The following is a 26,918-nucleotide window of genomic DNA, read 5'->3' on the forward strand; positions in this document are numbered from 1 at the left end:
CTTGAGGAGATGACGCACGACAATGTACAAACTTAACGAGATCAAAGAACTTATCAAATTGGTAGACAGCACTTCCATACAGCAGCTCGATATCGAAATCGAGAGCGGCAAGATCAGCATCCGCAAGGCTGACGCAGGCGCCGCCCAATTCGTAGCGGCGCAGCCCGCAGCGGCGCCCGTCCAGCCCGCGTTCGTTCCGGCTCCGGCCGCGCCGCAGGCTCCGGCCGCAGCGGTCGCCGCAAGCGCGGAAGCCGACGCCAAAGCGGACCTGCACCAAATCACTTCCCCGATGGTCGGCACGTTCTATTCCGCGCCGTCGCCGGGCGCGCCAAGCTTCGTCAAAGTCGGCGACATCGTGAACGAGAAGACGGTCGTCTGCATCGTGGAAGCGATGAAGCTGATGAACGAGATCGAAGCGGAAGTGAACGGTCAAATCGTCGAAGTGTTGGTAGAGAACGGCCAATTGGTCGAGTACGGGCAGCCGCTCTTCTTGGTGAAACGGTAAGCGCGACAACGGGAGGAAATACGGATGAAGTTTCACAAAGTGCTGGTCGCGAACCGCGGCGAAATCGCCGTTCGGATCATTCGCGCCTGCAGGGAACTCGGCATAACGTCGGTAGCGGTGTATTCGGAGGCCGATCGCGACGCGCTTCACGTTCGCCTCGCGGACGAAGCGTACTGCATCGGGCCGGTTTCGTCGAAAGACAGCTATTTGAACTTGGCAAACATCATGAGCGTGGCGACGCTGACCGGCGCGGACGCGATTCACCCGGGTTACGGGTTCCTCGCCGAGAACGCGGACTTCGCGGAAATTTGCGAACGCTGCAACGTCGTCTTCATCGGGCCGTCCCCGGACGCGATCTCGAAGATGGGCGACAAGTCGGTGGCGAAGCAGACGATGCGCGACGCGGGCGTACCGGTCATTCCGGGCTCCGTCGGCCTTGTCGAAACGGTGGAGGACGCGGTTTCGATCGCGCGCGACATCGGCTACCCGGTCATTATCAAGGCGACCGCGGGCGGCGGGGGCAAAGGCATCCGTCTCGCCATGAACGAGGAAGAGCTCATTCAAGGCATCACGGCGGCGCAGCAGGAAGCTCAGAAGGCGTTCGGCAACGGCGGCGTGTATTTGGAAAAATATTTGACCGGCATGAAGCACGTCGAGATTCAAATTCTCGCCGACAAGCACGGCAACGTCGTGCATTTGGGCGAACGGGACTGCTCCGTGCAGCGCCGCCGCCAGAAGCTCGTCGAGGAGGCGCCTTGCCCGGTGCTGTCCCCGGACGTTCGCCAGCGCATGGGCGAAGCCGCGGTGCGGGCCGCGCGGGCCGTCGATTACGCCGGCGCCGGTACGCTCGAGTTTTTGCTCGGGCCGGACGGTCAATTTTATTTCATGGAAATGAACACGCGCATTCAGGTCGAGCATCCGGTAACCGAGATGGTGACCGGCGTCGACATCATTAAGGAAATGATCAGCGTGGCCGAAGGGCATCCGCTCAGCTTCCGCCAGGAGGATGTCGAGATCGAAGGCCATGCCATCGAATGCCGCATCAACGCGGAAGACCCGTCCAAGAACTTCATGCCATCGGCGGGCAAGATCGGCTTCTATTTGCCGCCGGGCGGCGTCGGGGTGCGCGTCGACAGCGCGGCGTATCCGGGCTATACGATTCCGCCGCATTACGATTCGATGATCGCGAAGCTCATCGTATGGGGCGCGAACCGCGAGGAAGCGATCGCGCGCATGAAGCGGGCGCTCGGGGAATTCGCGATCGACGGCGTGCATACGACGATTCCGTTCCATTCGAAGCTGATGGATCACCCGAAATTCCGACAAGGCGATTTCGACATCAAGTTTCTGGAAGAGTACGAAGTATAAGCTTGGCGCGTATAGGACATACCGCCCGTTTTTCATAGGTTTGTCATAATTTTGGGCGGGTGGTATAGTTATTACTATAAGACAAGGGGAGGATGATCGATAATGAACACGATTGCCCCGGAATTCGCCAAGACCGAGATGGGGAGCATTCAGATCGCTCCGGAGGTCATTGAGATTATCGCCGGCCTCGCCACGATCGAGGTGGACGGCGTCACCGGCATGAGCGGCGGATTCGCCAGCGGCGTTGCGGAACTGCTCGGTCGGAAAAATTTGTCCAAGGGCGTCAAAGTGGAAGTGGGCCAGCGCGAGGCGGCGGTCGACGTATCGGTCGTCATCGAGTACGGGCGCCGCATTCCGGAAGTCGCCGCCGAAGTGCAGGCGAACGTGAAGCACGCGATTCAATCCATGACCGGGCTGAACGTCGTCGAAGTGAACGTACATATTCACGACGTCATGTTCAAGGGCCAGGAACGGCTTGAAGAAGAAGAGGGTACCGTCGTTTCCCGCGTGAAATAATCGCGAACGGCCGCAAGCTGCGCGGTCAACCAGAAACCCCCCGACGAACGCGTTCGGGGGTTTCCTCGTATGTCAGCGGCGGCAGGGATCGGAACATAAGGAGGAGCAGCATTTCATGGGCAGAGTGGCCGACAAGTTTCTGTTGTTTCTATTCAGCATCGCCGTATTGATCGTATCCGGAACCGGCATCGTGCTGTCGCTCGGGTGGCTTGACCCGGCATTTTTCGAGACCTTCTTTGATGCCATGTATATGCCGGGCTCGGCCCAATATGCCTCGATCGCGTTGTGCGTCGCGCTGTTTTTGCTGTCGATCCGATTTCTGTTCGTCTCTCTCCGGCGCAGCCGCGAGCGGTCGGGCTCGATCGATCAGCGGACGGAATTCGGCGACATCCGCATCTCGCTCGAGACGGTCGAAAATTTGGCGCTCAAGGCGGCGGGCCGGAGCCGCGGCGTGAAGGACCTCCGCGCGCGCGTGCGCGTCGACGAGAGCGGGCTGGACATTCAAATTCGCACCGTCATCGATGGCGAAACGTCGATTCCGCAGCTGACGGAGGACATGCAGCGCAGCGTGAAAGAACATGTCGAGGAAATTACCGGCATTCCGGTGGCTCTGGTAACGGTGTACGTCGCCAACATCGTGCCGTCTCAAACGTTCAAAGCTCGAGTGGAGTAGGTGAGGCCGATGTGGAAGCGTATCGCGGAATCGATCGCCGAGTGGGCCATGGCCGGGCGGGTCGGCCGCATCGTCGGCTCCGCGGCCGGAGTGCTCCTCGGGTTCGTATATTTGATTTGGGGGTTTTGGGATATGCTCGCGTTCGCGTTGATCGCCTTCGCGGGATATACGTTAGGTTTAAAATCGGACAATCGGGAAAAATGGGTGGATAGAAACGCCATCGCCCGATGGTTCACCGACAGATGGTATCGATGAATCCCATGGTGTGGGATTTTTTCGTTAGGGAGGATGTTACGATTATGAAGCGAAGATCCGCGCGGATTGTCGCGGTCCAATGCTTGTACCAAATGGAAATGAATCGCGTCGCGCCGGACGTGGCGCTGCACGCGGCCATGGAGGAGGCGCTGACGGACAACGAGGCGGGCACGGACGTGACGAACGCGGACGCGCTGCTCTCTTATGTGAAGGAGCAGCTTAAGCGGATGGTTCCGCTTATTCCGGAGATCGACCGGATGCTGACCGAATTTTTGACCGGATATCAGGTCGATCGGCTGTCGAAGGTCGACCGGGAAGTGCTGCGCCTTGCGGTGTACGAGATGATTTATTCGGACGACGTGCCGCCGAAGGTGGCGGTCAACGAGGCGATCGAGGTGGCGAAGCATTTCGGCACGGAGGAGTCGGGCCGGTTCGTGAACGGCGTGCTCGGCAAAATGGTGAAAAAAATCGACGAGCTGAAAGCGAACGTCGAGACGAAATAAACGGTTAGGGCGAATCGAAACAACGAATCGAACGGGGAAAAGGGGCGTTTCTATCCATGACGGCGACGATCATCGACGGGAAAAAGGTGTCGAGCGAGCTGAAAGCGGCGCTCGCGCAGGAAGTGCAGCAATTGACGGAGGCGGGCGTCCGGCCCGGGCTCGCGGTGATTTTGGTCGGGGAGGATCCGGCTTCGCAGGTGTACGTGCGTAACAAAGAGAAAACCTGCATCGATCTCGGCATGCATTCCGAGGTTCACCGGCTGCCGGCGGACACGCCGCAAGCGGATCTCATCGCGCTCATCGAGAAGTTGAACGCGAGCGACGCGATCCACGGCATACTGGTGCAGAAGCCGCTTCCAGGCCAGATCGACGAGAAGGCGGTCATCGGCGCGATCGCGGTCGAGAAGGACGTCGACGGCTTCCATCCGATCAGCATCGGCAATCTGCTCATCGGGGACGAAGGCTTCGTGCCGTGCACGCCGGCTGGCGTCATCGAGCTGCTGCGCGCATACGACATTCCGCTTGAAGGCAAGCGCGCCGCGATCATCGGGCGCAGCAACATCGTCGGCAAGCCGATGGCGGCGCTGCTCATCCGCGAGAACGCGACCGTGACGGTATGCCATTCGCGCACGGCCAACTTGCCGGAGGTGACGCGCGAAGCGGATATCGTCATCGCCGCGATCGGCCGTCCGAACATGGTCACCGCCGAGTACATCAAGCCGGGCGCCGTCGTCATCGACGTCGGCATCAATCGTCTTCCGAGCGGCAAGCTCGCGGGCGACGTCGATTTCGAATCGGCGAAGGAAGTCGCTTCGGCCATTACGCCGGTGCCGGGGGGCGTCGGGCCGATGACGATCGCGCTGCTTATGAAAAATACGGTCGAATCGGCGCGGAAGGCGCTGGCATCGCGGCAGTGAACGAGAATCAGCGCATTTTTTCGATCCGGGATTTGACCCGGTACATCAAAATGAAGCTGGACGCGGACGCGGTGCTCCAGAACGTGTGGGTGCGCGGCGAAATTTCGAATTTCACGAGACATTCCAGCGGGCACTTATACTTCACGTTGAAAGACAAGGACAGCCGCATCAAATGCGTCATGTTCGCGGGACAAGCCTCGCGCCTGCCGTTCGCGCCGAAGGAAGGCGCGAGAGTGATCGCGAACGGCAGCGTATCCGTCTACGAGCGGGACGGGCAGTACCAGATGTACGTGACCGGAATGCAGCCGGACGGGATCGGCAGCCTCTACCTCGCGTTCGAGCAGCTGAAGAAGAAGCTCGAGGAGGAAGGTCTGTTCTCCCCCGCGCGCAAAAAGCCGATCCCGAAGTTTCCGACCGCGATCGGCGTCATTACGTCGCCGACCGGCGCCGCCGTGCGGGATATTCTGATTACGCTGCAGCGTCGCAATCCGGCGGTCCCGGTGCTCTTGTACCCGGTCTCCGTGCAGGGGACCGCGGCGGCGCCGTCGATCGTGAAGGCGCTTCAAGCGATGAACGCGCGCCGCGAGGTCGATGTCCTGATCGTCGGCCGCGGCGGCGGCTCGTTAGAGGAGCTGTGGGCGTTCAACGAAGAGATCGTCGCCCGCGCCATCGCCGCGTCGGACATCCCGGTCATTTCCGCGGTCGGGCACGAGACGGACACGACGATCGCGGATTTCGTCGCCGATTTGCGCGCGGCGACGCCGACGGCCGCGGCGGAGCTCGCGGTGCCGAGCCGGCTCGAGCTGCGCCAGCAGCTTGCGCATTTGCGCCAGCGGATGACCGGCGCCCTGAATGGCTCGGTCGCCTCCCGGCGCGAAGCGCTGCTGCGCCTCAAACGTTCGCCGTTCCTGACGAACCCGAAGCGGCAGCTCATGATGCAGCAGACGGAGCGGCTCGACCGGTATACGGCGGCGCTCGCGTACCACGCGCGCTCCGCGAAGCGGGAGGCGGCGGACCGGCACGGCCGCCTCGACCGGCGCCTTGCGGCGGCGAGTCCCCGCGAAGCGGCGCGGCAGGCGTCGAAGGCGCTCGACGTCGCGAAGCTGAAGCTGCTCCAGCGGATGAACGCGGCGATGAAGGAGAAGCGGCACGCGTTCGACTCGCAGGTGCAGCGGCTCGACGCGCTTAGCCCGCTTAAAGTGATGCAGCGGGGCTACAGCCTCGTCTACGACGACAAGCAGCGTTTGGTGAAGTCCGTGCGGAGCGTGCAGCTCGGCGATCCGGTGCGCGTTCGGCTCGCCGACGGCGAGCTCGACTGCACCGTATGGGCGATGAAGGAGGAACGAGACGGTGACTGAGACGGAATCGATACAATTCGAAGAAGCGATGGAGAAGCTCGAGGTGATCGTCGCGAAGCTCGAAAGCGGCGACGTGCCGCTCGAGCAGGCGATCGAGCTGTTCCAGGAGGGGATGCGGTTATCCCGCATTTGCAGCCAGAAGCTCGAGAGCGTCGAACGCAAAATCGAGATGCTGCTCGAAGAGGACGGCCAAACCGTGAAGAAACCCTTCACGGCGGCTTTGGAGAAAGGTGACGCCCTTGAATAACGCGCATTCCGCGCCGCTCGAGCCGATCGAGCATTTTATATCCGATATCGCCAGCCGCGTCGCGGACGAGCTGACGGTCATCGTCCCCGCGTCGTGGGACGTGCCGGCGAAGCTGCGCGAGGCGATGGCGTATTCGCTGCTCGCCGGCGGCAAGCGGCTGAGACCGGCGCTCGCGATCGCGGCCGCGGAAGCGGTCGGCGGCTCGACGGAGCCGGCGTTCCCGGCCGCTTGCGCGGTCGAGCTGATTCATACGTACTCGCTGATTCACGACGATCTGCCGGCGATGGACGACGACGACTTCCGCCGGGGCCGCCCGACGAACCACAAGGTGTTCGGCGAGGCGATGGCGATTTTGGCCGGAGACGCGCTGCTGACGCACGCGTTCCACGTGCTCGCCGCCATACCCGAGAAGCACCCGAGCGTCCCTGCGGCGGCCGCGCTGCGCGTCGTGAAGGAGCTCGCGGCTTACGCGGGCGCGCCGGGCATGGTCGGCGGGCAAGCGGCCGACATGCTCGGCGAGCAGGGGGCGACGACGCTTAATGAGCTGGAGTATATCCACCTGCACAAGACGAGCGATCTCATCGTCGCGTCGCTGCGCTCGGGCGCAATCGTCAGCGGCGCGACCGAAGCGCAGCTCGACGCGCTCGCCGTGTTCGGGCGGTCCGTCGGCCTCGCGTTCCAAATCCAAGACGACATCCTCGACGTCGTCGGCGATCCGGCGAAGCTCGGCAAAAGCACGAACAGCGATGCCGCGCAGCAGAAGGTAACATATCCGTATTTGATCGGGCTCGACGAGAGCCGGCGGAAGGTCGCCGAGCTGACCGCGGAGGCGAAAGCGGCGGTCATGAACGGCGAACTGCCGGCGCCGGGGCGGCTCCTGCAGCTCGCCGACTATTTGCTGTCCAGAGAATACTAATAGACGAGCTTTACGCGCTTTCGGCCTTGCCGGAGGCGCGTTTTCGTTTGCGAGTGCAGGGCGCGGAACGGAACTGAGCGGCACTTCCATTGAGCCGAGTTTTCGCATTGTGGTATAATAGCGACAGGATTCGGAGTGGCGCAGTATTCTAGTCGGCCTACCGCTTTGAGGGCGAGCCTAAAAATTCGCCGAAGGGCACATCGATGAAGTTCCTGGTGCCGGCTTTCGACGCCCAGTCGGGGGCTGGTGGTGGGAGTTAAGGTTGCAGGGCGATCCGCAATGGCATGCGGGCGTTGACCCTGCTTCCGCGGAGGCCCAAGTGCGTGGCGGCGGGCTTGTCGTCTTGCTGACGATCAAGTGACCGGCCATGGCTCGGGGTATGAACCTGCTACCGTGCCGGCGTGATTTTGAAGTGATTTATTCGCTTATAAGATTACCGCAGGGTGCGGTGCAGCGTAGCCTGCCTTGAGTGGGCCAGCAGGGATTATAGATATAGGCGCATTCGGTCCTCGGCCAAGGACGTTTGCCGCCCACGCTATATGAAATCTGGTCTGCAAAAGAGGCTAAGAAGCGGTTCTTGAGCTGCCCGAGGAAAACTCCTAGACTGTTCATATCCATGAAGCTTCTTGGGGATTATAGTGTGGACTAAGTGGTAATCCAGTCTGACGAGCGGCAACGTCGTCAAGGCGCTCTTAAAGGGGAACCGCCCAGCCGGCGACGGGGGGTGAGCGCTTGGGAAAACCTACTGGACCTAAGCCACAGCATTTACTCAAGAAGCTGCCACTCCTACATATCCTTAAGAGAGGAAACTAACGCGCAAATTTATGAAACCTATCTGGAAGCACTCCATGCAATGGAGTATTTTTATTTCCATAGTAACCTTCGTGCTGGCGAGCGTGTTTTCGGTTGTCTCCACCGCGATGCTACAAGGCGTCGTTTGGGGCGTCGGCGTTCTGGTCGTGATGGTCATCGTGGCGATCGGCATCTTTTTCGACATGATGGGCATCGCGTCCGCGTCGGCGAACGAGCGTCCGTTCCATGCGATGGCGGCGGAGAAGGTGCCCGGCGCGAAGCAGGCGATCGCGATCGTCCGCAACGCGGACCGGTTCTCGAACTTTTGCAACGACGTCGTCGGCGACATCTGCGGCATTATCAGCGGCACGGCTTCGGCGCTCGTCGTCGTTCTGATGATCGGCGACGCCGGAGAAGGCGAAGGGTTGATGACCGCCGTCGTGACGGTCGTGTTTTCCGCGGTCGTCTCCGCGTTCACGGTCGGCGGCAAAGCGCTCGGTAAATCGTTCGCGATACACAATTCCATCCCGATCGTGCTTTGGATCGGCAAAGCGTTCTACGTGGTGGAGCATCGGTTTGGCATCCGCGTGTTAGGCGGCAGAAAGAAAACCAACGGAAAGCGGGGGAGCAAACGTGCTGCTCGATCGGATTCATCAGCCTAGCGATCTGAAGTCGCTCGATGTCGCCCAGCTGGAGCAGCTGGCCCAAGAAATTCGGGAGTTCCTGATTACGACGCTGTCCTCGACGGGCGGACATCTCGCGCCGAACCTCGGCGTCGTGGAGCTCACGCTCGCGCTGCACTACTTGTTCGACAGCCCGAAGGACAAATTGATTTTCGACGTAGGCCACCAAGCCTACGTACATAAGCTGCTTACGGGTCGGAAAGATCGCTTCCCGACGCTGCGCAAATACAAAGGCCTCTGCGGCTTCGTGAAGCGCTCCGAATCCGAGCACGACGTCTGGGAAGCGGGTCACAGCTCGACGTCGTTGTCGGCCGCGATGGGCATGGCCGTCGCGCGCGATTTGCAGGGCCAAGATTACAAGGTCATCGCCTTGATCGGCGACGGGGCTCTAACCGGCGGCATGGCGTTCGAAGCGCTCAACCATATCGGTCACGAGAAGAAAAATTTGACCGTCGTGCTGAACGACAACGAAATGTCGATCGCGCCGAACGTCGGCGCGCTGCACAATTACTTGTCCAAGGTACGTACGGACAGAACGTACATAAAAGCGAAAGAAGAAGTCGAAACGCTGCTCAAAAAAGTGCCCGCCATCGGCGGAACGCTCGCGTCGTGGGCGGAGAAAGTGAAAGACAGCCTCAAATACCTCGTCGTGTCCGGGGTGCTGTTCGAGGAACTCGGCTACACGTATTACGGACCGATCGACGGGCACAATTTGCCGGTGCTGCTCGAAACGTTCCGCCAAGCGTCCAAGGTGGAAGGCCCGGTGCTCGTGCACGTCGTCACGACCAAAGGCAAAGGCTACGCGCCGGCGGAGAAGGACTCTCACACGTGGCATGGCCTCGGGGCGTATAAAATCGAATCGGGCCAAGTGCTGAAATCGGCCGGCCCTCCGATGTACACGGAAGTGTTCGGCAAGACGCTCATCGAGCTCGCGGAGCGCGACGACCGGATCGTCGCCGTCACGCCGGCGATGCCGGGCGGCTCGGGGCTGCTCAAATTCGCCGACCGGTTCCCGAACCGGATGATCGACGTCGGCATCGCCGAGCAGCACGCCGCTACGCTGTGCGCCGCCATCGCGATAGAAGGCATGAAGCCGGTGTTCGCCGTGTACTCCACCTTCCTGCAGCGCGCCTACGACCAGGTCGTGCACGACATTTGCCGGCAAAATTTGAACGTCGTCTTCGCCATCGACCGAGCCGGCTTCGTCGGTCCCGACGGAGAAACCCATCATGGCGTATACGACATCGCGTACCTGAGGCACGTGCCGAACATGGCGATTCTGATGCCGAAGGACGAGAACGAGCTGCGACATATGCTGCACACGGCGATTCAATACGACGGCGGCCCGATCGCCGTCCGCTACCCGCGGATCCAAGGCACGGGCGTCGACTGGAACGACGAGCTGAAGCTCATCCCGTTCGGCGAATGGGAGACGGTGCGCGACGGCCGCGACGCGGTCGCCCTCGCCGTCGGTCCGATGGTGCAGGTCGCGTTAGACGCGGCGGAGAAGCTGGCTTCGCAAGGCGTATCGCTGCGGGTCGTCAACGCGCGCTTCCTGAAGCCGCTCGACGGCGCGATGCTGTCGGCGCTCGCGGAAGAACGTCTGCCGATCGTGACGATCGAAGAAGGCGCCGCGGCCGGCGGCTTCGGCAGCGCGGTGCTCGAATGGTTCGCCGCGGAAGGCGCGTACGGCGTGCCGATCAAAGTCATGGGCGTGCCGGACCGGTTCGTGGAGCACGGCTCGATTCAAGAGCAGCGCGACGAAGTGGGCCTTACGGCGGAAGAGCTCGCGGAGACGGTGAAACGGCTGCGCCCGAAGGCGGCCGCCGCCGAGAAGCCGCTCATGACGGGCACGAATATGTAATGCGGTAATTACGGATTTCGGGACGGAGCGGAAGGAACACGTATGTCGGATTCAACCGGGAAGGAACGCATCGACGTCCTGCTCGTCGAGCAAGGACATTTCGACAGCAGGGAAAAAGCGAAGGCCGCCGTCATGGCTGGCCTTGTCTTTTTAGAAGGGGTTCGTTTGGAGAAGGCGGGCATGAAGGTGCCCGCGAACAGCAAATTTACGGTGAAGGGCGAACTGCACCCGTACGTGAGCCGCGGCGGGCTGAAGCTGGAGAAGGCGATTCGGCATTTCGGCCTGGACCTTGCGGGCGCCGTCATGATCGACATCGGCGCTTCGACGGGCGGCTTCACCGACTGCGCGCTGCGGCACGGAGCCGCGTTCGTCTACGCGATCGACGTCGGCTACAATCAGCTCGATTGGTCGCTGCGGAAGGACGAGAGGGTGCGCGTCATGGAGCGGGTCAATTTCCGCTACGTGACGCCGGCGGATCTCGTCGGCCCGCAGCCGACGTTCGCGGCGACGGACGTGTCATTCATATCGCTGCGGCTCATTCTGCCGCCGCTGAAGCCGCTGCTCGCGCCGGGAAGCAAGCTCGTCGCGCTCATTAAGCCGCAGTTCGAGGCGGGGCGCGAGCTCGTCGGCAAGAACGGCATCGTCCGCGAGCCGAACGTTCATCGCGACGTGCTGCGAACAGTCGTCGGCTTCGCCGCCGCGGAAGGCTACGTCCTCGAAGGGCTGACGTATTCCCCGATTACCGGAGGCGAGGGCAATATCGAGTTTTTGGCGCTCTGGCGGTTCGACGCTTCAGGAGCCGAACTTCCGGCGAACGTCGACGACCTCGTCGAGGCGGTCGTGCGGGAGGCGCACGAAACGCTGCACCGTTCGTAAACTTTTTCGCGGAGGAAGAAGCAGGAAACGGCCGCTTCGCCGCGAATACGTTTACCGTGGAGGTGCAGCGTTTTGAACGACGATGCGCTTGGACTGACGGTAGTGCTTTTGGTGCTGGCGGCGTGGGGAGCGGTCGCGTTCCGGCGCTGGCTGCGGCAGGCGCCCGGCGTGAAAGCGCCCGAAGAGTCGCCGTCGCGGCGGCCGCGGGACGACGTCGCGCAGCTGCTCGCCGAGCACGGCTACGAGGTGACGCACGGGAAGCGCAAGGTGAATATCGGCGTCCTCGTCGACGACAAGGAGCTGGGAAGCAGCCTGTTCGTCGACTACTTCGCGCGGCGGGACGGCCGCGTCTACGTCGTCAAAGTGGCGCGAACCCGCAAGCCGCTGGACCTCGCGGCGGGGAGCGCGGTCCGGGAGCAGTTGCTGCCGTTCGCGCTGCTGTACGACGATGCGGGCGGCGTGCTGTATGTGGACATGCAGACGCGCCAAGTTCACCAAATTCGATTCGAGTTGGAGTTGTGACATGAAAGGGCAGCGACATATCAAGATCAGGGAAATCATCACGGGGAAAGAAATCGAAACGCAGGACGAGCTGGTGGACGCGCTGCGCGCGGCGGGCTTTCCCGTCACGCAGGCGACGGTGTCGCGCGACATCAAGGAGCTGCAGCTCGTGAAGGTGCCGTTATCGGACGGCCGGTACAAATATTCGCTTCCGTCCGACCAACGATACAACCCGGCGCTCAAGCTGAAGCGCGCGTTGATCGACTATTTCGGCTCGATCGATCATGCCGACAACCTGGTCGTCATGAAAAGTCTTCCGGGCACCGCGAACACGATCGGCGAACTGATCGACAATTTGGACTGGCCCGACGTCATGGGCACGATTTGCGGCGATAATACGGTACTCATCATTTGCCGCAGCGGCGAAGCGAGCCAACGCGTCGTCGACGAAATTCTCGGCATGCTCTCATAAGGGGGAATCCTTGTTGCTCCTTGAATTGAATGTAAAACATTTGGCCGTGATCGAAGAGGTGCGCGTCTCGTTCCAGAACGGTTTCCACGTCTTTACGGGGGAGACGGGAGCGGGAAAGTCGATCCTCATCGACGCATTGAGCCTGGCCATCGGAGGAAGAGCTTCAGCCGACCTTGTTCGTCACGGATACGACAAAGCGGAGATCGAAGCTCTTTTTGACGTTCCGGCGCATCATCCGGCGCGCGCCCAGCTGCGCGAGCTCGGCATCGCCGCGGCGGAGGACGAGCCGCTCATCGTACGCCGCGAAGTGACCGCGGCGGGCAAAAGCACCGCGCGCGTCAACGGGCAGCTCGTCACGATTCTCGCGCTCAAGTCGATCGGCGAAACGCTCGTCAACATACACGGCCAGCACGAGCATCAGTCGCTGCTGCAAACCGAGCGGCATCTGGAATGGCTGGACGCGTTCGGCGGCGAGCGGGTGGCGCCGGCGAAGGCGGCGTACCGCGAGGCGTACGAAGCGTACACGTCAACGAAGCGGGAGCTCGAGCGCATCGAGCAATCGGGCAAGCAAGCGCTGCAGATGGCCGATTTGTACCGATTCCAGTGGGAAGAGATCGAAGGGGCGAAATTGAAGCCCGGCGAGGACGAATGGCTGCTGGAAGAAAAGCAAAGACTATTCTATGCGGAGCGGTTGTTCGCTGCCGCGAACGACGGCTACGAAGCGCTGTACGGAAGCAAGAAAGCGCTGGAGTGGACGACGAAAGCCGTTCAGCGCATCGCCGACATCGCGAAATACGATCCCGCGAAGCTGAATCCGCTGCTCGAGCAAGTGCAGTCGGCGTATTACCAGCTTGAGGACGCGGCGTTCCAGCTGCGCGACTACCGCGAGGGGATCGAATTCAATCCGGACAAGCTCGAGCAAATTGAGGATCGGCTGCAGACGCTGCATTCGCTGAAGCGCAAATACGGCGATTCCGTCGAGGATATCCTCGCGCACGCGGCGAACATTAAGCGCGAGCTCGATATGGTCGAAAATCAGGAAGAGCGGGTCGCCGAGCTGTCGGCGAAGCTTGCGGCGCTCGAGGGGGAGCTGCGCGCAAGGGCAGAGACGCTGTCCGCCGCGCGGAAGGATGCGGCCGAACGGCTCGCCGCGAAGCTGATGGATCATCTGAAGGACTTACATATGGAGAAGACGCGCTTCCAAGTCGTTCTTCGCTCCGGCGAAGCCGGGTATCGGGCGGACGGCTGGGATCAAGCGGAATTCATGATTGCGCCGAATCCGGGCGAACCGCTGCGAGGCCTTGCGAAAATCGCCTCCGGCGGGGAGCTGTCCCGCATCATGCTGGCGATGAAATCGATCTTCGCGGCGGTGGACGAGGTGCCGACGCTCATTTTCGACGAGGTGGACACGGGCGTCAGCGGCCGGGCGGCGCAAGCGATCGCCGAGAAGATGGCGCAGCTCGCCCGCGGCGTGCAGGTGTTCGCGATTACGCACTTGCCTCAGGTCGCCTGCATGGCGAACGCGCATTATGCGATCGAGAAGAAGGTGAAGGACGGGCGTACGTTCACGGAGGTCAACGCGCTGCAAGGGGACGCGCGCGCACAGGAGCTGGCGCGCATGCTCGGCGGGGTCGAAGTGACGGATACGACGCTGCGTCATGCGCAAGAAATGCTTGCGATGGCGAATAGCAGAAAGTCGGGATGGATATAGGGGCGTCAGGAATCATTTCCGAGTTTAAAACGAGCGGCCCGGGGTACCTTAAAGGTACGTTATTGGCGACCGCGCCAAGCGGCTCAGGAAGTGGCTTAAGGCGTGAGAACGAAAAGGAGCGTGAGGCGTTTGACTTCCGGCAGCAAGAAAAAACTTTTCGGACTTATGCTCGTTTTACTCGTATTTATCATTACCTGCTCTCCTCCGTTTCAACGATTCGCGACGTTCCCGGAGACGCTGCGCGCGTTCGCGGGCGAACGCAAAGAGATCTCGCTCAGCATGCCGGTGCATGCCGTCGGGCTCGTCAAAGACCCGAACATCGTTGAGGTGAACGGTTCGAGCGAGCCGACGTTCGATCTCAATCTCGAAGAGCCGATTTCGCTTCGCACGCATAAGGCGGGACAAACCGAAATGCAGCTGAAGCTGTTCGGGAAAATTCCGTTCAAAACGGTCAAAGTGGACGTCGTGCCGGACTTGAAAGTCATTCCGGGCGGCCAAACGATCGGCGTCAAAATCAAATCGAAAGGCATCCTCGTCGTCGGACACCATCTCGTCCCATCCGAGGACGGCCGCAAGACGTCTCCCGGGGAAGAAGCGAAGCTGACCGTCGGCGACGTCATCCTCGAGATGGACGGCCAAAAGCTGAACGACGTCAATAAAGTGGCGGATATCGTGCAAAAAGCGGGCCGCGCGAACCGGCCGATCGAGTTGGTCGTGCTGCGAGCCGGCCAAAAGTTCAACACGACGATCACGCCGACGTACGACCCGTCGGATAAGGCGTATCGGCTCGGCATCTACATTCGCGATTCGGCGGCGGGCGTAGGCACCTTAACGTTCTATGCGCCCGATCAGAAGGCGTACGGCGCGCTCGGCCACGTCATCACCGATATGGATACGCAGACGCCGATCGTCGTCGGAGGCGGTCAAATCGTCCACTCGAACGTCACATCGATCGACAAAAGCGAGAACGGCGAGCCCGGCGAGAAGCGGGCGGTGTTGATCGACGAAGATAAAGTGCTCGGCGACATCCGCAAAAACACCGACTTCGGCATCTTCGGCAAAATGTACGAAGCCCCCGAGTACGCGAGCATGAAAGAACCGATTCCGGTCGCGTTCGCGGACGAAGTGAAGGAAGGTCCCGCGCATATTTACACTGTTGTCAACGGCCAGAAGGTTGAGAAATTCGACGTCGAAATCGTGCATGTCGCGAAGCAGACGTTCCCCGCGACGAAAGGGATGATCATCAAAATCACCGATCCCCGGCTCGTCGAGAAAACGGGCGGCATCGTGCAAGGCATGAGCGGGAGCCCGATTATACAAAACGGAAAGCTGATCGGCGCGGTGACGCACGTATTCGTCAACGACCCGACGAGCGGATACGGCTGCTTCATCGAATGGATGCTCCGCGATGCGGACATCTTGGTGGACAGCCGGGCGAATCCTAAGGCGAGTTAACCGGCCTTGGGGTTTTTTTTATGCCATTTTGTCGGAAATTAAATAATTTTCGACAGAAGGAATTTTCCTCCTCATGTCGAATTCATAAAAGACCAAGTTTTGGATGACACAACTGCTTTCATGACGTCTAAGGAGGATTCGCTTTGCACAAGATTGAAGTGTTGTTGGCAGACGATAATCGGGAGTTTGCGAATTTATTGTCGGAGTACATCGGCGAGCAAGACGATCTAGAGGTAGTCGGGGTAGCATATAACGGGGAAGAAGTGATGGAAATCATCGAGGACAAGGGCATCGTGCCCGACGTTCTCATTTTGGATATTATCATGCCGCATCTCGACGGGCTGGGCGTGCTCGAGCGTCTCCGGGAACTGAATTTGGAGCCGGCCCCGAAAATCGTCATGCTGACCGCGTTCGGCCAGGAAAACATTACGCAGAAAGCTGTACAGCTCGGCGCGTCATACTATATTCTAAAGCCGTTCGACATGGACGTGCTGGTCAATCGCATTCGCCAGCTCGCGTCCGGTCCGGTTCCGGCCGGCGGCAGCATGAACGGCGCCGGCTCGATGAACGGGCTCGGATCGCAGATGCGCAAGCGACAGACGTCTCTCGTGCAGACGAAGCCTCAAGGCAAGCCGAATTTGGACGCGAGCATCACGAACATCATTCACGAAGTCGGCGTTCCTGCGCATATCAAAGGGTACCAATATTTGCGCGATGCCATCACCATGGTTTACAACAATATTGAACTGTTAAGCGCTGTTACGAAGACGCTGTATCCGGCGATTGCCGAGAAATACCGGACTACTCCGTCCCGCGTGGAGCGCGCGATTCGCCATGCCATTGAGGTCGCTTGGACGCGCGGCAACATCGACAGCATTTCGCACCTGTTCGGCTATACGATCAACATTTCGAAGGCGAAGCCGACGAACAGCGAATTCATCGCGATGGTCGCGGACAAATTGCGCATCGAGCATAAGGTGGGGTAAATTGCGTCCAATTAAAGGGTCTCGTATGTAATTTACAAAAAATGAAAAACGAATGAACACCCCTATGGATTGGTTTGACAGTAAACCAATCGATAGGGGTGTGTTGTTTTGCTTATAATAAAGAAGAAGCCCGCGGGCGGCGTTACCTCCCGGGGGCTTGTCGGTTCGAACCGTTCTTTCTTCGGCGGATGATGAAGACTAGCGCGATAATGAGAACGATCGAAGCGGCGACGACGCCGGCAATCTTCAAGGCATCGGACTTCGTAATAATGATGGCCTCTTCCGAGAACGTCTCGCCGGTTTGTTGGTAATGGGTCGCTTCTGCGCGAGACACGCTCACACCCGTAAGGTTGTAGGCGAACGTTGTGCTTTCCGTCACCCCGGCGTACTCCCATGTCACTTCCGCCGTGTATTCTCCCGCTTTCTTCAGCGCGTTCGGCAGCTGTTGGAGGTTGTAGATGCCAACCTTCCCCGGGTAAATCGAGCCCATTTCGGCTTTTTCTGTATGCAGCAACGTTCCGTCTCGATAAATCCGAATTTCGCCCTTCAATCGTTCCACTTTATTTCCGTCATTGCGAATGGAAAGCGCCAATCCCAAGTTTGCGCCGTCCCATTGCGTTTCCATAGAAGCGAGCGTCAGCTTGTGCGTCTCCGCGCCCGGCACCGTGACCAGCACGCCGATCGCCTGCGCATAAGCTTTATTGATCGTTACCGATGTGCCGTCTTCGATCTCTTGCCGTTCTTGTTCCTTCAACAGGTGACGAAGGGTGAGAACCGCGACGTGGTCGCCCGGAGCGGCATCTTTCGGGATGGTAAGTTGAAGCGTAACGTCTTTTTTCTCGCCGGCACGCAGATGGATTTCTTGTTCCGGAACAAGGAACCAGGACCCGATTCCGCCGCGCTGGATATGTTCCGGATCGACCGCGCCCATGCCGCCGCCGATGGCGACCGGCGCATCGGAGACATACAAGAAACCGTTGGCGATGTGGGCGCCAGACGTATTCCGCGTTCCCAACTCGAAGGTAATGATTTCGCCGGGCTTCCCGATGAAGGAGTAATAACCGGCAACGACTTGATCCCCTTTGGCTTGAATGGCGACGATCCCTTCTTCGGCATCAGCCGCCGAAACCCGCGGTTCCATTCCGTATATCGTCAACAGCATAGCGGCCATAATGATCCCAAAGCATTTTGCGATCATTCATATCCCCCTTCCATAAAAAAGGCAACCAGCTCGAGCAGAGTGGTCGCCTGTGATTCATGCTTACGGCCCCGTTGCAACGGTGTAGGTTACCGTTGTGCTGTACGAACCTTCGAACAAACCGACTTGAGCAGGACGGTTCGAATTGGTTGCCTCATATTGAGAGCCCGCAGCGATATCGGAGAGTTGAGCAATCGAAATATATTGTGGAAGCTTCAAAGTGTAACGAAAACGTTGCGTATAGGCGCCTTGACCGAACATGACGTCCGCGTCCATGATGCGCACGCCGGAAGTCGTGACTTGACCGCTGTAAGCGGAGACGTTCGTCGTGTCCGACGAGTTCACGCCTGTCAGCGTGCCGTCCTGTACGACCTGAAGAATCGGCGTATTCGTATTATGAATAGGGTCCGGATTTGTGCTGTCCACCGGAAGATTTACCTTGAAGGTAGCCCCGTTCAAGGAAGGATCGTTCACGGTAGCGCGCAAGTCGGATGCCGAGACCGTGACTTTCCAACCGGCGCCTTGCCCCGTGTTGTCGTCGACCCGCACATAATCGTTGGCCGTAATGGCCGGCACGGCCGACCCCATGTCGATCAAGTACGAACCGAGCGACATTTGCGAAGTCGATTGTATCGTCGTAGGGGTTGTTGCCGGCGCTTGGTTCGGGTCCGAGGACACGTATACGTTGTCCGCCCCGTTAACGGCGGTGCCCGATGCCGCAGCGGTCGGTGTTCCAATGCTTGCGACGGATGCCGCGATCGCGGCGATCGCCGCGATAGTACGAAATTGCTTCTTCATCATATGACCCTCCATTTTGGCATAAAAAAATCCATCTGCCGAGGGGGATGGAAGTCGTGCTTGTATGTCCATCCTTCCAGCGGCCTGGCGATCGTGGCAGCATGGCTGCGTTAGACCCACGGCTTTGCGTCCCCGCGTTTCCGCGGGTTTGCCTTTGTTACAGGATTCAGTTTTCGTCGGAAAGCGGATCGCGATCACGTCTTACCTTACTGAGTATATTCGAATTTGCATCAAAAGCAATACTCCAAGTATAGACAACATGATAGATTCGATGAATCGTTTCCAATACGAAGAAGTCTCGGTTTCCGGTTCTGGGACGAGCTGCATGCGAAGTACGCGTTTTGCGTACAATAATTGCTACGCAATCGTACGCGAAGAGCGTACCTCCGAGGGGTGTAGCGATGTACCGCAAGTCCAATGCAGCCGGAACGGTTCGGTCGAAGGGCAAGGCGCCTTTCGGCCAAAGCTCGACTGCCGGATCGTCGTTTCAGGAGAAACTCGAATATTTCAAGTCCGTCTTCCATCATACGCAGGATTTCGTTATTCGGGATTTCGACGCGTTCGGCGGTACGTCGGCGGCCGCGCTGTTTTTCACGAGCTTGGTCGATAAGGACATGATCTCGGAAACCGTCATCAAGCCATTGATGCAGCTTTCGGCGAAGCCTGAGCCGGCGGATTCGTCGCGGGCCGCGGAACTCGTTCTCAAGCAAACGATGTTTCATGCGGACGGGAAAACCGCGCCGGATTGTCGGCTAGCCGTGAGCGACTTGCTGGCGGGGAGCGCCGTCGTGCTGATCGAAGGCTTCGACGAAGCGATCGTCGTGAACGTGCAGAAGGTCGAGCAGCGCGCCGTGGAGCAGCCGAAGAGCGAGCAGGTCATTCGGGGGCCGAGGGACGGCTTCATCGAAAATTTGCAGACGAACATTGCGCTGATTCGTACACGGCTCCCCACGGAACAGCTGAAAATGAAGACGCTGCAGCTGGGGCGGCTTACGAAAACGAGCGTCATATTGTTGTATTTGGACGGCATCGCGAACCCGAAGCTCGTCGAAGACGTGGAGCGGCGGCTGAATGCGATCGACATCGACCGCATTCTCGATGCAGGTTACATCGAGCAATACGTTCAAGACAACCCATGGTCGCCGTTTCCGCAAATTCGGAACACGGAACGGCCGGATGTAACGGTCGGCAATTTGCTTGAAGGCCGCGTCGCTATTTTGACGGACGGTTCACCGTACGCGTTGCTGTGTCCGACGTCCTTCGCGATGTTCTACCAAACGTCGGAGGATTACAACGAACGGGCGGGCATCATGAGCATGCTTCGGCTCGTCCGCTTGATGGCGCTGCTGTTTTCGCTTATTACGCCTTCGTTGTACATCGCCATTTTGTCGTTCCATCCGGAGCTCATCCCGACGAAGTTCGCCGTCGCCGTCGCCAGCGGCCGAGCCGGGGTGCCGTTCCCGACGTTTCTCGAGGTGTTCGTCATGGAAGTGGCGGTGGAGATTTTGCGGGAAGCGACCGTTCGCATGCCGCAGCAAATCGGCGGCGCGCTGTCGATCGTCGGCGTGCTGGTCATCGGGCAGGCGGCGGTCATGGCCGGCTTCGTCAGTCCGATCACCGTCGTGGTGATCGCGCTGACGACGATCAGCTCGTTCGCGACGCCGGCGTACAACGCCGCGATGGCGTTCCGTATGCTCCGGTTTCCGATTATCGCTGCCACCGGTCTATTCGGTTTCTTCGGCTTGATCTTGGCGTTGTTTCTCGTGAACAACCATCTGATTTCGCTGCGCTCGTTCGGCGTGCCGTTCCTCGCCCCGGTCGCGCCGCTGAATGCCGCGGGCCTCAAGGACGCGATCATACGAGCGCCGATCCGGTTTCTGCTGGACCGGCCGGCGGAGCTGCGACCGCGCGAGCGGCTTCGCGCCGCGCCGTATCCAAACCCGCGGAGCGGCTCGAACGGAAGGGGGACATCGTAGCATGCGCGAACGTCAAATTACGGCGGTGCAGGCTGCGGCCGTGCTCGTATCCAGCTTAATCGGCATCAGCGTCCTCGCGCTGCCGCGCATAACGGCCGAACGCGTGAATTACGGGGCGCCGCTGGCGACGCTCGTCGGTCTCGCCATTACGGCCGCAGGCCTCGTTGCGATAACGTTCCTTGGCACCCGGTTTCCTAGGGATTCGATCATAGAATACGCCAGGAAGCTGATCGGACGTCCTTTGGGTGATACGTTAGGATTTCTTTACGTTTCGTTCATTGCGGTTCTGTTAAGTTTAGCCGTACGGGAGTTTGCTGATATGATGAACACGATCGTGCTGTCGACAACGCCCTTTGCCGCGATCATTGCGGCCGTCTTGATCGCCGTCGGGCTGACCAGCCGCAGCGACGTGACGACGTTCGCGTATATTCAATTTTATTACGCCCCGCTGACGGCTGCGGCGATGCTGCTGCTGATCGCCTTAAGCGCGACGGAAATGAAGCTCGTCAACTTGCTGCCCGTGTGGGGCAACGGCACACATATCGGCGATTTTTGGTCGGCGGGCGTCCTCGTGGCGAGCATGCCGTTCGCGCAAATCGGCATGTGTATCTTAACGGTCGTCATTCCTTCGATGGCCGATCCCCGGCAGGCGTTCAAGGGAATGACGGCGGGGTTGATCGTCTCCTCGTTGCTTGTCGTGCTTACCGTCGCGGCGACGATGGCCGTCATGAGCGCGGAGGAGGCCGCGAACGACGTTTGGCCGGCGATGGCGCTGACCCGGATGATGCAGCTGCCTGCGCAAATTTTGGAGCGAATCGATCTCCTGTACTTAATGGTTTGGGTCGGCACGGCGTTGACCACGTTCTTGTCCGGATATTATTTGATCTGCTGCCTCGCTTCGCGCTTGTTCGGCCTGCGCAGCCACCGCACGGCGGCCATGCCGCTGATCCCGGTGTTGTTCGCTCTCGCCCTCGCGCCGCGCAATACGCTGCACACCTACTCCCTAATCCAGCTCGTCGGCGTCGGGGGGCTGGGGTTGACCGTCGGCTTTCCGATCTTGCTCGCGCTCCTGTCGGCATGGCGCGGGAAAGGACGGTCCGCCGCATGAGCAAAGGAACGATCGCGCTGTTGGCGCTGGCGATGCTGCTGACGGGCTGCTGGGATCGTGTGGAAATCGAGGAAAGGGGAACGGTGCTGGCGCTGGCGATCGATCCGGCGAGCGAAGAGGAGGCGGCCGCGGAGCCGCTGGTGAGCCATCCGAAGGGCGCCGCTCCGGCTTCGAAGAAAGGTAACCTGCTCAAAGTGACGGCGCAGCTCGCGATTCCGGGACAAATTCCGCTGGGGCCCGAGAGCGGCGGCGCGGGCGGCAACGGGGCGCAGGACAAGGTATGGGTCGTATCCGCGGTCGGGCATACGATGGACGACGCGCTGCAGAATTTACAGCAGTCGATCGCGAACGAGCTGTTTTTCGGCCATCTGCAGGTGGTCATTTTGAACCGGAACATTGCGGAAAACGGGATCGACGACATCAACGAATATTTGCGGCGCATGCCCGAGATCCGACGCACCGTGTGGCTTGTGGTCAACCATACCGACGCGGCCGGCACGATGACCGTTTCGCCGAAGCTGGAGCGCGTTCCCGCCCTGTATTTCGCCCAAACGTTCCGCCAAGCGACGAAGATGGGGAAATTGCCGGCATCGACGATGGGGCGATTTTGGATCGACCGGAGCAAAGAGGGAAAAGACGGATTTCTTCCCTACATTACCGTCAAAAACAAAGAAAACATCGAAGTGTCCGGGGTCGCGTACTTTCGCGACGACAAGATGCAAGGCGTGCTGAGGCCGCACGAAGTCGCCTACTTCAACGGGCTGACGGAGCAAAATCCGGGCGGCGCTTCGGCATATATCACCGTTCCGGGTACCGGGGGAGAAGCGATCATGTTTCAATCCGTCCATCGGGACGCTCGGTACAAGCTCTCGTTTCGCGGCGGTCGTCCGCACTTCGATGTGTACGTAACCGTCAAGGGAATCGTCAAGGAAAAGTCGAGCATTAAGGTCGATTTGGAAAAACCGGAGGACGTGGCCGCGATCGAACAAGGGGCGGAGGAGCAATTCCGGAAGGCGTTCGAATCGGTTATTCGGAAGACGCAGGCGGCGGAGGCCGATATTTTCGGTTTCGGAGATCAAATTCGCGCCTTCGCTCCAGGGTACTGGGACGCTCGAATTCGGGAAGCCGCCCGATGGCATCAGCAATATGAACAGCTGTCTGTATCGGTGCATCCGACGATTCGCATCATTCGCATGGGCATGAGTCCGAGGTGAGCATGGCGGGGCAAGCGTTTGCGCCGGGCGTTTCCTGGAAAAGATAGGTTACAGGAGGTATGACATGACACCTAGAAACGGCAGCAAGAGCGGCGGCGAATCGCGGATGCAGGAAATCGTTACGTACATGAAGAAATATTCGTTAAACAAAGAGGTGAAGCGGCTGCTCAGCGTCGTGAATCCGCTTCTCGCCCGCAAGGAAACCAATATACGCGTCCATCTGGAAGCGCTCAAGGATTGCGTCATCACCGAGGACGAATTCCGGACGATCGAAGCGAAAATCCAGTTGGGGCGATTGTGTCTCGATCTCGAGAAACTCATTCCGAAAACGCGCGTGACGCTCCTGTTTTACGATCAGGAAGAAAACCGCATTTATCACGGAGCCGCGCCGAGCATTCCCGTCGAATTTTTCGATTTTTTCGAGACGATCAACGAGGAAAACCTTCTCGACGAAAACTGCGGATCGTGCGGAAGGGCGATCTACAGCAAAACCGTCGCCATCACCGATATCGCAACAGATCCGGTGTGGCAGCCTTTCAAGGAACACGCGTTTCGGTACGGGTTCCGATCTTGCTGGTCGGTTCCGTTCTTCCGGGAGGAACAGGTGCTCGGGACGTTCGCCATTTATTCCTGGCTCCCGCTCGTCCCGACGCGCAAACAGATTCGTTTGATCAAGGACCGTGTCGTCCTGTACCGCGACGCCATTTTTCGAGTGTCGCACGAACTTACCAAGAAAGAGGCGTAGCCCATGCCCGTACCCTACGGACAACGTTTGAAAACCCTTCGCCAGTTGCACAAGATGACGATGAGCCAAGTCGCCGGGAAAATCGGCGTCTCCAAATCCAGCTATGCCGGATACGAGCAAAATTATCGCCATCCGCCGATGGACAAGCTGCTGCTGCTGAGCGAATTGTTTCAAGTGTCGGTCGATTATATTTTGTGCCGAACCGAAGATCTGTCCGCTTCCCGGCATACGACCAATGCCAAGGAGCTGCTGAAAACGAAGGATCTGCATTGGGACGGCGTGCCATTGTCGGAAACGGATCTTGAAGCGATTTTTCAGATGCTGGACCGCTCTTCTGCCCAGCGCAGAGGCGAAGCGCGTCTCGCCGGCGGAGATTCGTAAAGCCCGCGCGGGCGCGCCCTTCATCGCCCGCCGCGATAAAACCGATACGCGTCCGCCTTCGACTGTTTTGCCTCGTACAGCGCCTCGTCCGCGCATTTTTCGAGCCTCTTCCGACTGGCCGCGTCGACCGGGTACAGCGCGATGCCGATGCCGGCTCCGAGCGGAATCGCATGCCCTTCGTACTGCAGGGGCGTCCGGAACGAGGCCAGCATCCGTCGCGCGATCGTCTCGGGCGTCTCGGCGCCGTCGATGGCGGGCAATATAACCCCCATCTCGTCTCCGCCCAATCGGGCGACCGTATCCGTCGACCGAACGCAGCGCTTGAGCCGATCGGCGAACTCCTTGATGACGGCGTCCCCCGCGTCGTGCCCGTATTGGTCGTTCACCTTCTTGAAGTTTCGGCCGTCCAGCAGCATGACCGCGACCTGCTCGCCGGTGCGATCCGCTTCGCGAAGGGCCGTCTCCAGCCGATCGTCGAACGTCCTTCGGTTCGGCAGCCCTGTCATATAATCGTAATAGGCCAGCTTCTCCAGCATTTCCTCATGGTTTTTTCGTTCGGTCACGTCGCGGCTAATGATGACGATCTGTTTGATTTCTCCGTCTTCTATTACAGGGGTCGCCGTTCCTTCCACCCACAGCCAATGTCCTCCTTTCCGCTTTAATCGCGCCATCATTCGGGTCGATTTTCCGCTGTTTACTTTGGCCAAATGCTTCCCGACCTCAGGCAGGTCCTCAGGGTGAATAAGGTCTGTATAGTGGATCCCGATGTATGTTTCCTTCGCGTAGCCTAATGTATTTTCGCTGGAAGGAGAGATGTACTCTACGATCCCAGCCGGATTTGCTAACGCGATAATGTCGTAGGCGTGTTCCGCGATGACTCGGAACCGCTCCTCGCTTTTGCGCAGCTCCCTGGCGGCCGCCTTCAGGAGGGCGATGTCGTGCAGCGCGAGCTTTTCGGTCGTGACGTCCTTCGCGATGCCGTAGACGCCCGCGACTTCGCCGTCCACGACGATCGGGATATTGGTAACGCCGACGAAGACGCGTCGGCCGTTCTTATGAAGAATCGTCAGCTCGTAATGAACGGCTTCGCCGGACAAGCAGCGCGAGAAATAGGCGCGAACCGCTTCCCGGTATTCCGGCGCGACGAACGGCTCGAACGATTTCGAGCGCAGTTCGTCTTCGCTGTACCCGATAATTTCCATGGTACGGCCGTTAAAGCTCGAAAACGTGCCGTCTCTCGTGAGCGAAAACACGGCGTCCGGATTATGCATGAATAAAGACATATAACGCTGTCTGCTGTCCTGCAGCATCCGCTGCGCCTCTTTCTGCGCCCGAATGTCCCGGAATACGAGCGATACCGCCGTCAGTTTCCCGTCCTCGTCCAATACCGGGCTGTATGAGGCGGACACGTCGATCAGCGTGCCGTCCTTGGCCTTGCGCTGCGTCTCGAAGCCCGGCAGCTGCTTGCAGGACAAGAACGATTCGATGATGCGGCGCACCTCGTCGCGCTTGTGCTCCGGAATGATCGGCAGCTGCGCTGCTTTTAATCCGGCGACTTCGCTCTCTTCGTACCCGAACATATCCGTGAACCCACGATTGACCGCGATAACGGTTAGTTCCCGGTCCAGCACGACGATGGCGTCCGACATCTGTTGAAGCACCGATTGCAGAAACCGGGGATCGTCGAAGTACTCCTTCATGGCGATTCGCACCTCCTTACGGGGATGGAACGGCTTGCTCCAATGTCTTAGGGCGGTTCGGCAGGGAAGACGATGCTTGCGCCGGCCGCGGACGGTCCATACAACGAAAAAGGACCCGGTTTCCCGGGTCCCCGACGGCGCCGTTGGTAGTTTCACTTCTTCATCGAAAGCAAATCCGGTATTGCTACCGCGCGTCTAAAGCCCGTTACGAGTCTTTAGCGCATCCCTCGCCCTCTATTTCGAGTGAGAACCCTCCGAAGAACTGTCACGTTCCGCTGAATTCCTTACGTCCTCCAACGCAACCACGACCTTTCTCGTCGCCGTCGTAAGTATAGTATGTCCGCCGTTCGCCGTTTTAAACGTCCGCCCGCAGGAAATTTTCGCCAATGCGCGGCGTATCGTCTTTTCCCGTTCCGGAAAAACTAAAACAATCTAGGCTTATCCGAAGTCGGAATCGAGGAGGTTTTCGAACAGATGAACGGGTTGCTTCAATGGATCAACAAGCTAAACTTGGCCCTCGCGTTCCTGGTGTTATTCGCCGCGCACGGGCTGCTCTATTTCGGACTCGGCAACGGGGACTGGTTTTTCCTCGCGCTGTCGGCCGCGCTCGTCTGGACGGGCGTGCTCGCCGCCGTGCAGCTGTTCTCGCGGGGCCGCGCCCGCTCCAAGTGAACCGGCGGCGCGGCGCGCCCGAACGGCCGCCGCGCGCTTCGCCACCGGGGCGAGCAGCCACTGCGGCTTCAGATGCTCCGGGAGGTCGTCCCGAACGTATTTGCGAATGTCTTCCCCCAAATATTTGCGCATGCGCACCTCGGTCTCGGCTTTGGCGAAATGCCACAGCATCTCGAAGCTGGCCTTGTAGCCGCGGCACCAGTAGACGCAGCCGACGCCTTCCTCGTCCCGCCGCTCGTCGGTCACCTTGATGCCCTTCGTCCGCAGCCGGTGGCGGAGCTTCGCCAAATCGGCGGCGACGTCGTCCATCGCCCGCTGCAGCAGGTCGAGGTACGGCTGCTTCGTCTTCAGCTTGCTTTCCCGCAGCACCTTGGCGTCCCGGTCGAACACCGTCATCAGCAGGTTCAAAATCAACGTTTCTTTGATCGTGCCGAGCTCGTCGACGGCGGTGACCGGCGGGATGGTCGGGATCCGTTCTTGCTTCGCCATCTTGTCATCACCCACGATACGAATGTATGTTCTTATTCT

General features: G+C 59.6%; 27 protein-coding genes and 1 riboswitch. Of the genes, 23 read left to right on the forward strand and 4 right to left on the reverse strand.

All coding sequences use genetic code 11. The features are described 5' to 3' along the window. The first annotated feature begins 22 nt into the window (after nucleotides 1–22). The 18 genes from accB to spo0A all read left to right on the forward strand — a co-directional run bounded on the left by accB (nucleotide 23) and on the right by spo0A (nucleotide 16,598). Nucleotides 23–505 carry an acetyl-CoA carboxylase biotin carboxyl carrier protein gene (gene accB / locus VE009_RS09450; protein WP_325007149.1) on the forward strand — a complete coding sequence of 161 codons (483 nt, stop codon included), beginning with the start codon at nucleotides 23–25 and terminating at the stop codon, nucleotides 503–505. Nucleotides 506–529: 24 nt separating this feature from the next. Next, nucleotides 530–1,873 carry an acetyl-CoA carboxylase biotin carboxylase subunit gene (accC, locus tag VE009_RS09455; protein WP_325007150.1) on the forward strand — a complete coding sequence of 448 codons (1,344 nt, stop codon included), beginning with the start codon at nucleotides 530–532 and terminating at the stop codon, nucleotides 1,871–1,873. A gap of 102 nt (nucleotides 1,874–1,975) precedes the next feature. After that, the gene (locus tag VE009_RS09460; protein WP_325007151.1) at nucleotides 1,976–2,389 is read left to right on the forward strand and encodes an Asp23/Gls24 family envelope stress response protein; all 414 of its coding nucleotides are present in this window, start codon (nucleotides 1,976–1,978) and stop codon (nucleotides 2,387–2,389) included. A 115-nt stretch (nucleotides 2,390–2,504) separates the two neighbouring features. Then, the gene (gene amaP / locus VE009_RS09465; RefSeq protein WP_325007152.1) at nucleotides 2,505–3,062 is read left to right on the forward strand and encodes an alkaline shock response membrane anchor protein AmaP; all 558 of its coding nucleotides are present in this window, start codon (nucleotides 2,505–2,507) and stop codon (nucleotides 3,060–3,062) included. Nucleotides 3,063–3,071: 9 nt separating this feature from the next. Next, nucleotides 3,072–3,317 (forward strand): DUF2273 domain-containing protein, encoded by a 246-nt coding sequence (locus tag VE009_RS09470; protein ID WP_325007153.1) that lies wholly within the window; start codon nucleotides 3,072–3,074, stop codon nucleotides 3,315–3,317. 44 nt (nucleotides 3,318–3,361) lie between these two features. Then, the gene (gene nusB, locus VE009_RS09475) at nucleotides 3,362–3,820 is read left to right on the forward strand and encodes a transcription antitermination factor NusB (RefSeq protein WP_325007154.1); all 459 of its coding nucleotides are present in this window, start codon (nucleotides 3,362–3,364) and stop codon (nucleotides 3,818–3,820) included. A 56-nt stretch (nucleotides 3,821–3,876) separates the two neighbouring features. After that, a complete protein-coding gene (folD, locus tag VE009_RS09480) occupies nucleotides 3,877–4,737 on the forward strand; it encodes a bifunctional methylenetetrahydrofolate dehydrogenase/methenyltetrahydrofolate cyclohydrolase FolD (protein ID WP_325007155.1) in 861 nt (286 codons plus the stop codon). Continuing rightward, entirely contained in the window at nucleotides 4,725–6,095 is a 1,371-nt protein-coding gene (gene xseA / locus VE009_RS09485; protein ID WP_414694819.1) for an exodeoxyribonuclease VII large subunit, read from the forward strand. Before folD ends, xseA begins: the two co-directional genes overlap by 13 nt. A gap of 28 nt (nucleotides 6,096–6,123) precedes the next feature. Next, complete coding sequence (xseB, locus tag VE009_RS09490) at nucleotides 6,124–6,342, forward strand: exodeoxyribonuclease VII small subunit (RefSeq protein WP_325007404.1); 219 nt, start codon at nucleotides 6,124–6,126, stop codon at nucleotides 6,340–6,342. Continuing rightward, nucleotides 6,335–7,258 carry a farnesyl diphosphate synthase gene (locus VE009_RS09495; protein WP_325007157.1) on the forward strand — a complete coding sequence of 308 codons (924 nt, stop codon included), beginning with the start codon at nucleotides 6,335–6,337 and terminating at the stop codon, nucleotides 7,256–7,258. The genes xseB and VE009_RS09495 overlap by 8 nt, the downstream gene beginning before the upstream one ends. An 848-nt stretch (nucleotides 7,259–8,106) precedes the next feature. Then, on the forward strand, nucleotides 8,107–8,712 hold the full coding sequence (locus VE009_RS09500) for a hypothetical protein (protein WP_325007158.1): 606 nt from the start codon (nucleotides 8,107–8,109) through the stop codon (nucleotides 8,710–8,712). Further along, nucleotides 8,684–10,597, forward strand: coding sequence for a 1-deoxy-D-xylulose-5-phosphate synthase (dxs, locus tag VE009_RS09505; protein WP_325007159.1), 1,914 nt, complete (start codon nucleotides 8,684–8,686; stop codon nucleotides 10,595–10,597). The genes VE009_RS09500 and dxs overlap by 29 nt, the downstream gene beginning before the upstream one ends. Nucleotides 10,598–10,639: 42 nt before the next feature. Beyond that, the gene (locus VE009_RS09510) at nucleotides 10,640–11,473 is read left to right on the forward strand and encodes a TlyA family RNA methyltransferase (RefSeq protein WP_325007160.1); all 834 of its coding nucleotides are present in this window, start codon (nucleotides 10,640–10,642) and stop codon (nucleotides 11,471–11,473) included. Nucleotides 11,474–11,545: 72 nt separating this feature from the next. Further along, nucleotides 11,546–11,995, forward strand: coding sequence for a hypothetical protein (locus VE009_RS09515; RefSeq protein ID WP_325007161.1), 450 nt, complete (start codon nucleotides 11,546–11,548; stop codon nucleotides 11,993–11,995). Nucleotide 11,996: 1 nt separating this feature from the next. Then, nucleotides 11,997–12,446, forward strand: a complete 450-nt coding sequence (gene ahrC, locus VE009_RS09520; RefSeq protein WP_325007162.1) for a transcriptional regulator AhrC/ArgR — start codon at nucleotides 11,997–11,999, stop codon at nucleotides 12,444–12,446. Nucleotides 12,447–12,459: 13 nt separating this feature from the next. Further along, a complete protein-coding gene (gene recN, locus VE009_RS09525) occupies nucleotides 12,460–14,157 on the forward strand; it encodes a DNA repair protein RecN (RefSeq protein WP_325007163.1) in 1,698 nt (565 codons plus the stop codon). Nucleotides 14,158–14,286: 129 nt separating this feature from the next. Next, complete coding sequence (spoIVB, locus tag VE009_RS09530; RefSeq protein ID WP_325007406.1) at nucleotides 14,287–15,612, forward strand: SpoIVB peptidase; 1,326 nt, start codon at nucleotides 14,287–14,289, stop codon at nucleotides 15,610–15,612. A gap of 143 nt (nucleotides 15,613–15,755) precedes the next feature. Next, nucleotides 15,756–16,598, forward strand: a complete 843-nt coding sequence (gene spo0A, locus VE009_RS09535; RefSeq protein ID WP_325007164.1) for a sporulation transcription factor Spo0A — start codon at nucleotides 15,756–15,758, stop codon at nucleotides 16,596–16,598. A gap of 142 nt (nucleotides 16,599–16,740) precedes the next feature. On the opposite strand, the gene VE009_RS09540 is transcribed toward spo0A, so the two are convergent. Together VE009_RS09540 and VE009_RS09545 are read right to left on the reverse strand one after the other, a co-directional pair. Next, nucleotides 16,741–17,796: a hypothetical protein gene (locus tag VE009_RS09540; RefSeq protein WP_325007165.1), complete on the reverse strand. Its 1,056-nt coding sequence runs from the start codon at nucleotides 17,794–17,796 to the stop codon at nucleotides 16,741–16,743. Between the two features lie 63 nt (nucleotides 17,797–17,859). Continuing rightward, the gene (locus tag VE009_RS09545) at nucleotides 17,860–18,594 is read right to left on the reverse strand and encodes a WxL domain-containing protein (RefSeq protein ID WP_325007166.1); all 735 of its coding nucleotides are present in this window, start codon (nucleotides 18,592–18,594) and stop codon (nucleotides 17,860–17,862) included. A 75-nt stretch (nucleotides 18,595–18,669) separates the two neighbouring features. After that, nucleotides 18,670–18,757: riboswitch (cyclic di-GMP riboswitch) on the reverse strand. Between the two features lie 238 nt (nucleotides 18,758–18,995). On the opposite strand from VE009_RS09545, the gene VE009_RS09550 reads away from it, so the two are divergent. From VE009_RS09550 to VE009_RS09570, 5 genes are all read left to right on the forward strand, one after another. Beyond that, nucleotides 18,996–20,570, forward strand: a complete 1,575-nt coding sequence (locus VE009_RS09550) for a spore germination protein (protein ID WP_325007167.1) — start codon at nucleotides 18,996–18,998, stop codon at nucleotides 20,568–20,570. A gap of 1 nt (nucleotide 20,571) precedes the next feature. Continuing rightward, the gene (locus VE009_RS09555) at nucleotides 20,572–21,678 is read left to right on the forward strand and encodes a GerAB/ArcD/ProY family transporter (protein ID WP_325007168.1); all 1,107 of its coding nucleotides are present in this window, start codon (nucleotides 20,572–20,574) and stop codon (nucleotides 21,676–21,678) included. Next, nucleotides 21,675–22,892: a Ger(x)C family spore germination protein gene (locus VE009_RS09560; protein ID WP_325007169.1), complete on the forward strand. Its 1,218-nt coding sequence runs from the start codon at nucleotides 21,675–21,677 to the stop codon at nucleotides 22,890–22,892. Before VE009_RS09555 ends, VE009_RS09560 begins: the two co-directional genes overlap by 4 nt. A 64-nt stretch (nucleotides 22,893–22,956) precedes the next feature. Next, a complete protein-coding gene (locus tag VE009_RS09565; RefSeq protein WP_325007170.1) occupies nucleotides 22,957–23,637 on the forward strand; it encodes a GAF domain-containing protein in 681 nt (226 codons plus the stop codon). A 3-nt stretch (nucleotides 23,638–23,640) separates the two neighbouring features. After that, nucleotides 23,641–24,018: a helix-turn-helix transcriptional regulator gene (locus VE009_RS09570; RefSeq protein WP_325007171.1), complete on the forward strand. Its 378-nt coding sequence runs from the start codon at nucleotides 23,641–23,643 to the stop codon at nucleotides 24,016–24,018. A gap of 20 nt (nucleotides 24,019–24,038) precedes the next feature. Here VE009_RS09570 and VE009_RS09575 read toward each other — a convergent pair whose 3' ends face one another. Both VE009_RS09575 and VE009_RS09580 read right to left on the reverse strand, forming a co-directional pair. Further along, entirely contained in the window at nucleotides 24,039–25,718 is a 1,680-nt protein-coding gene (locus tag VE009_RS09575) for a PAS domain S-box protein (RefSeq protein WP_325007172.1), read from the reverse strand. A 531-nt stretch (nucleotides 25,719–26,249) separates the two neighbouring features. Beyond that, on the reverse strand, nucleotides 26,250–26,879 hold the full coding sequence (locus tag VE009_RS09580) for a hypothetical protein (protein ID WP_325007173.1): 630 nt from the start codon (nucleotides 26,877–26,879) through the stop codon (nucleotides 26,250–26,252). Nucleotides 26,880–26,918 lie beyond the last annotated feature (39 nt).

The sequence above is a fragment of the Paenibacillus sp. genome, assembly GCF_035645195.1.
In the GTDB taxonomy this organism is placed as follows: Bacteria; Bacillota; Bacilli; order Paenibacillales; family YIM-B00363; genus Paenibacillus_AE.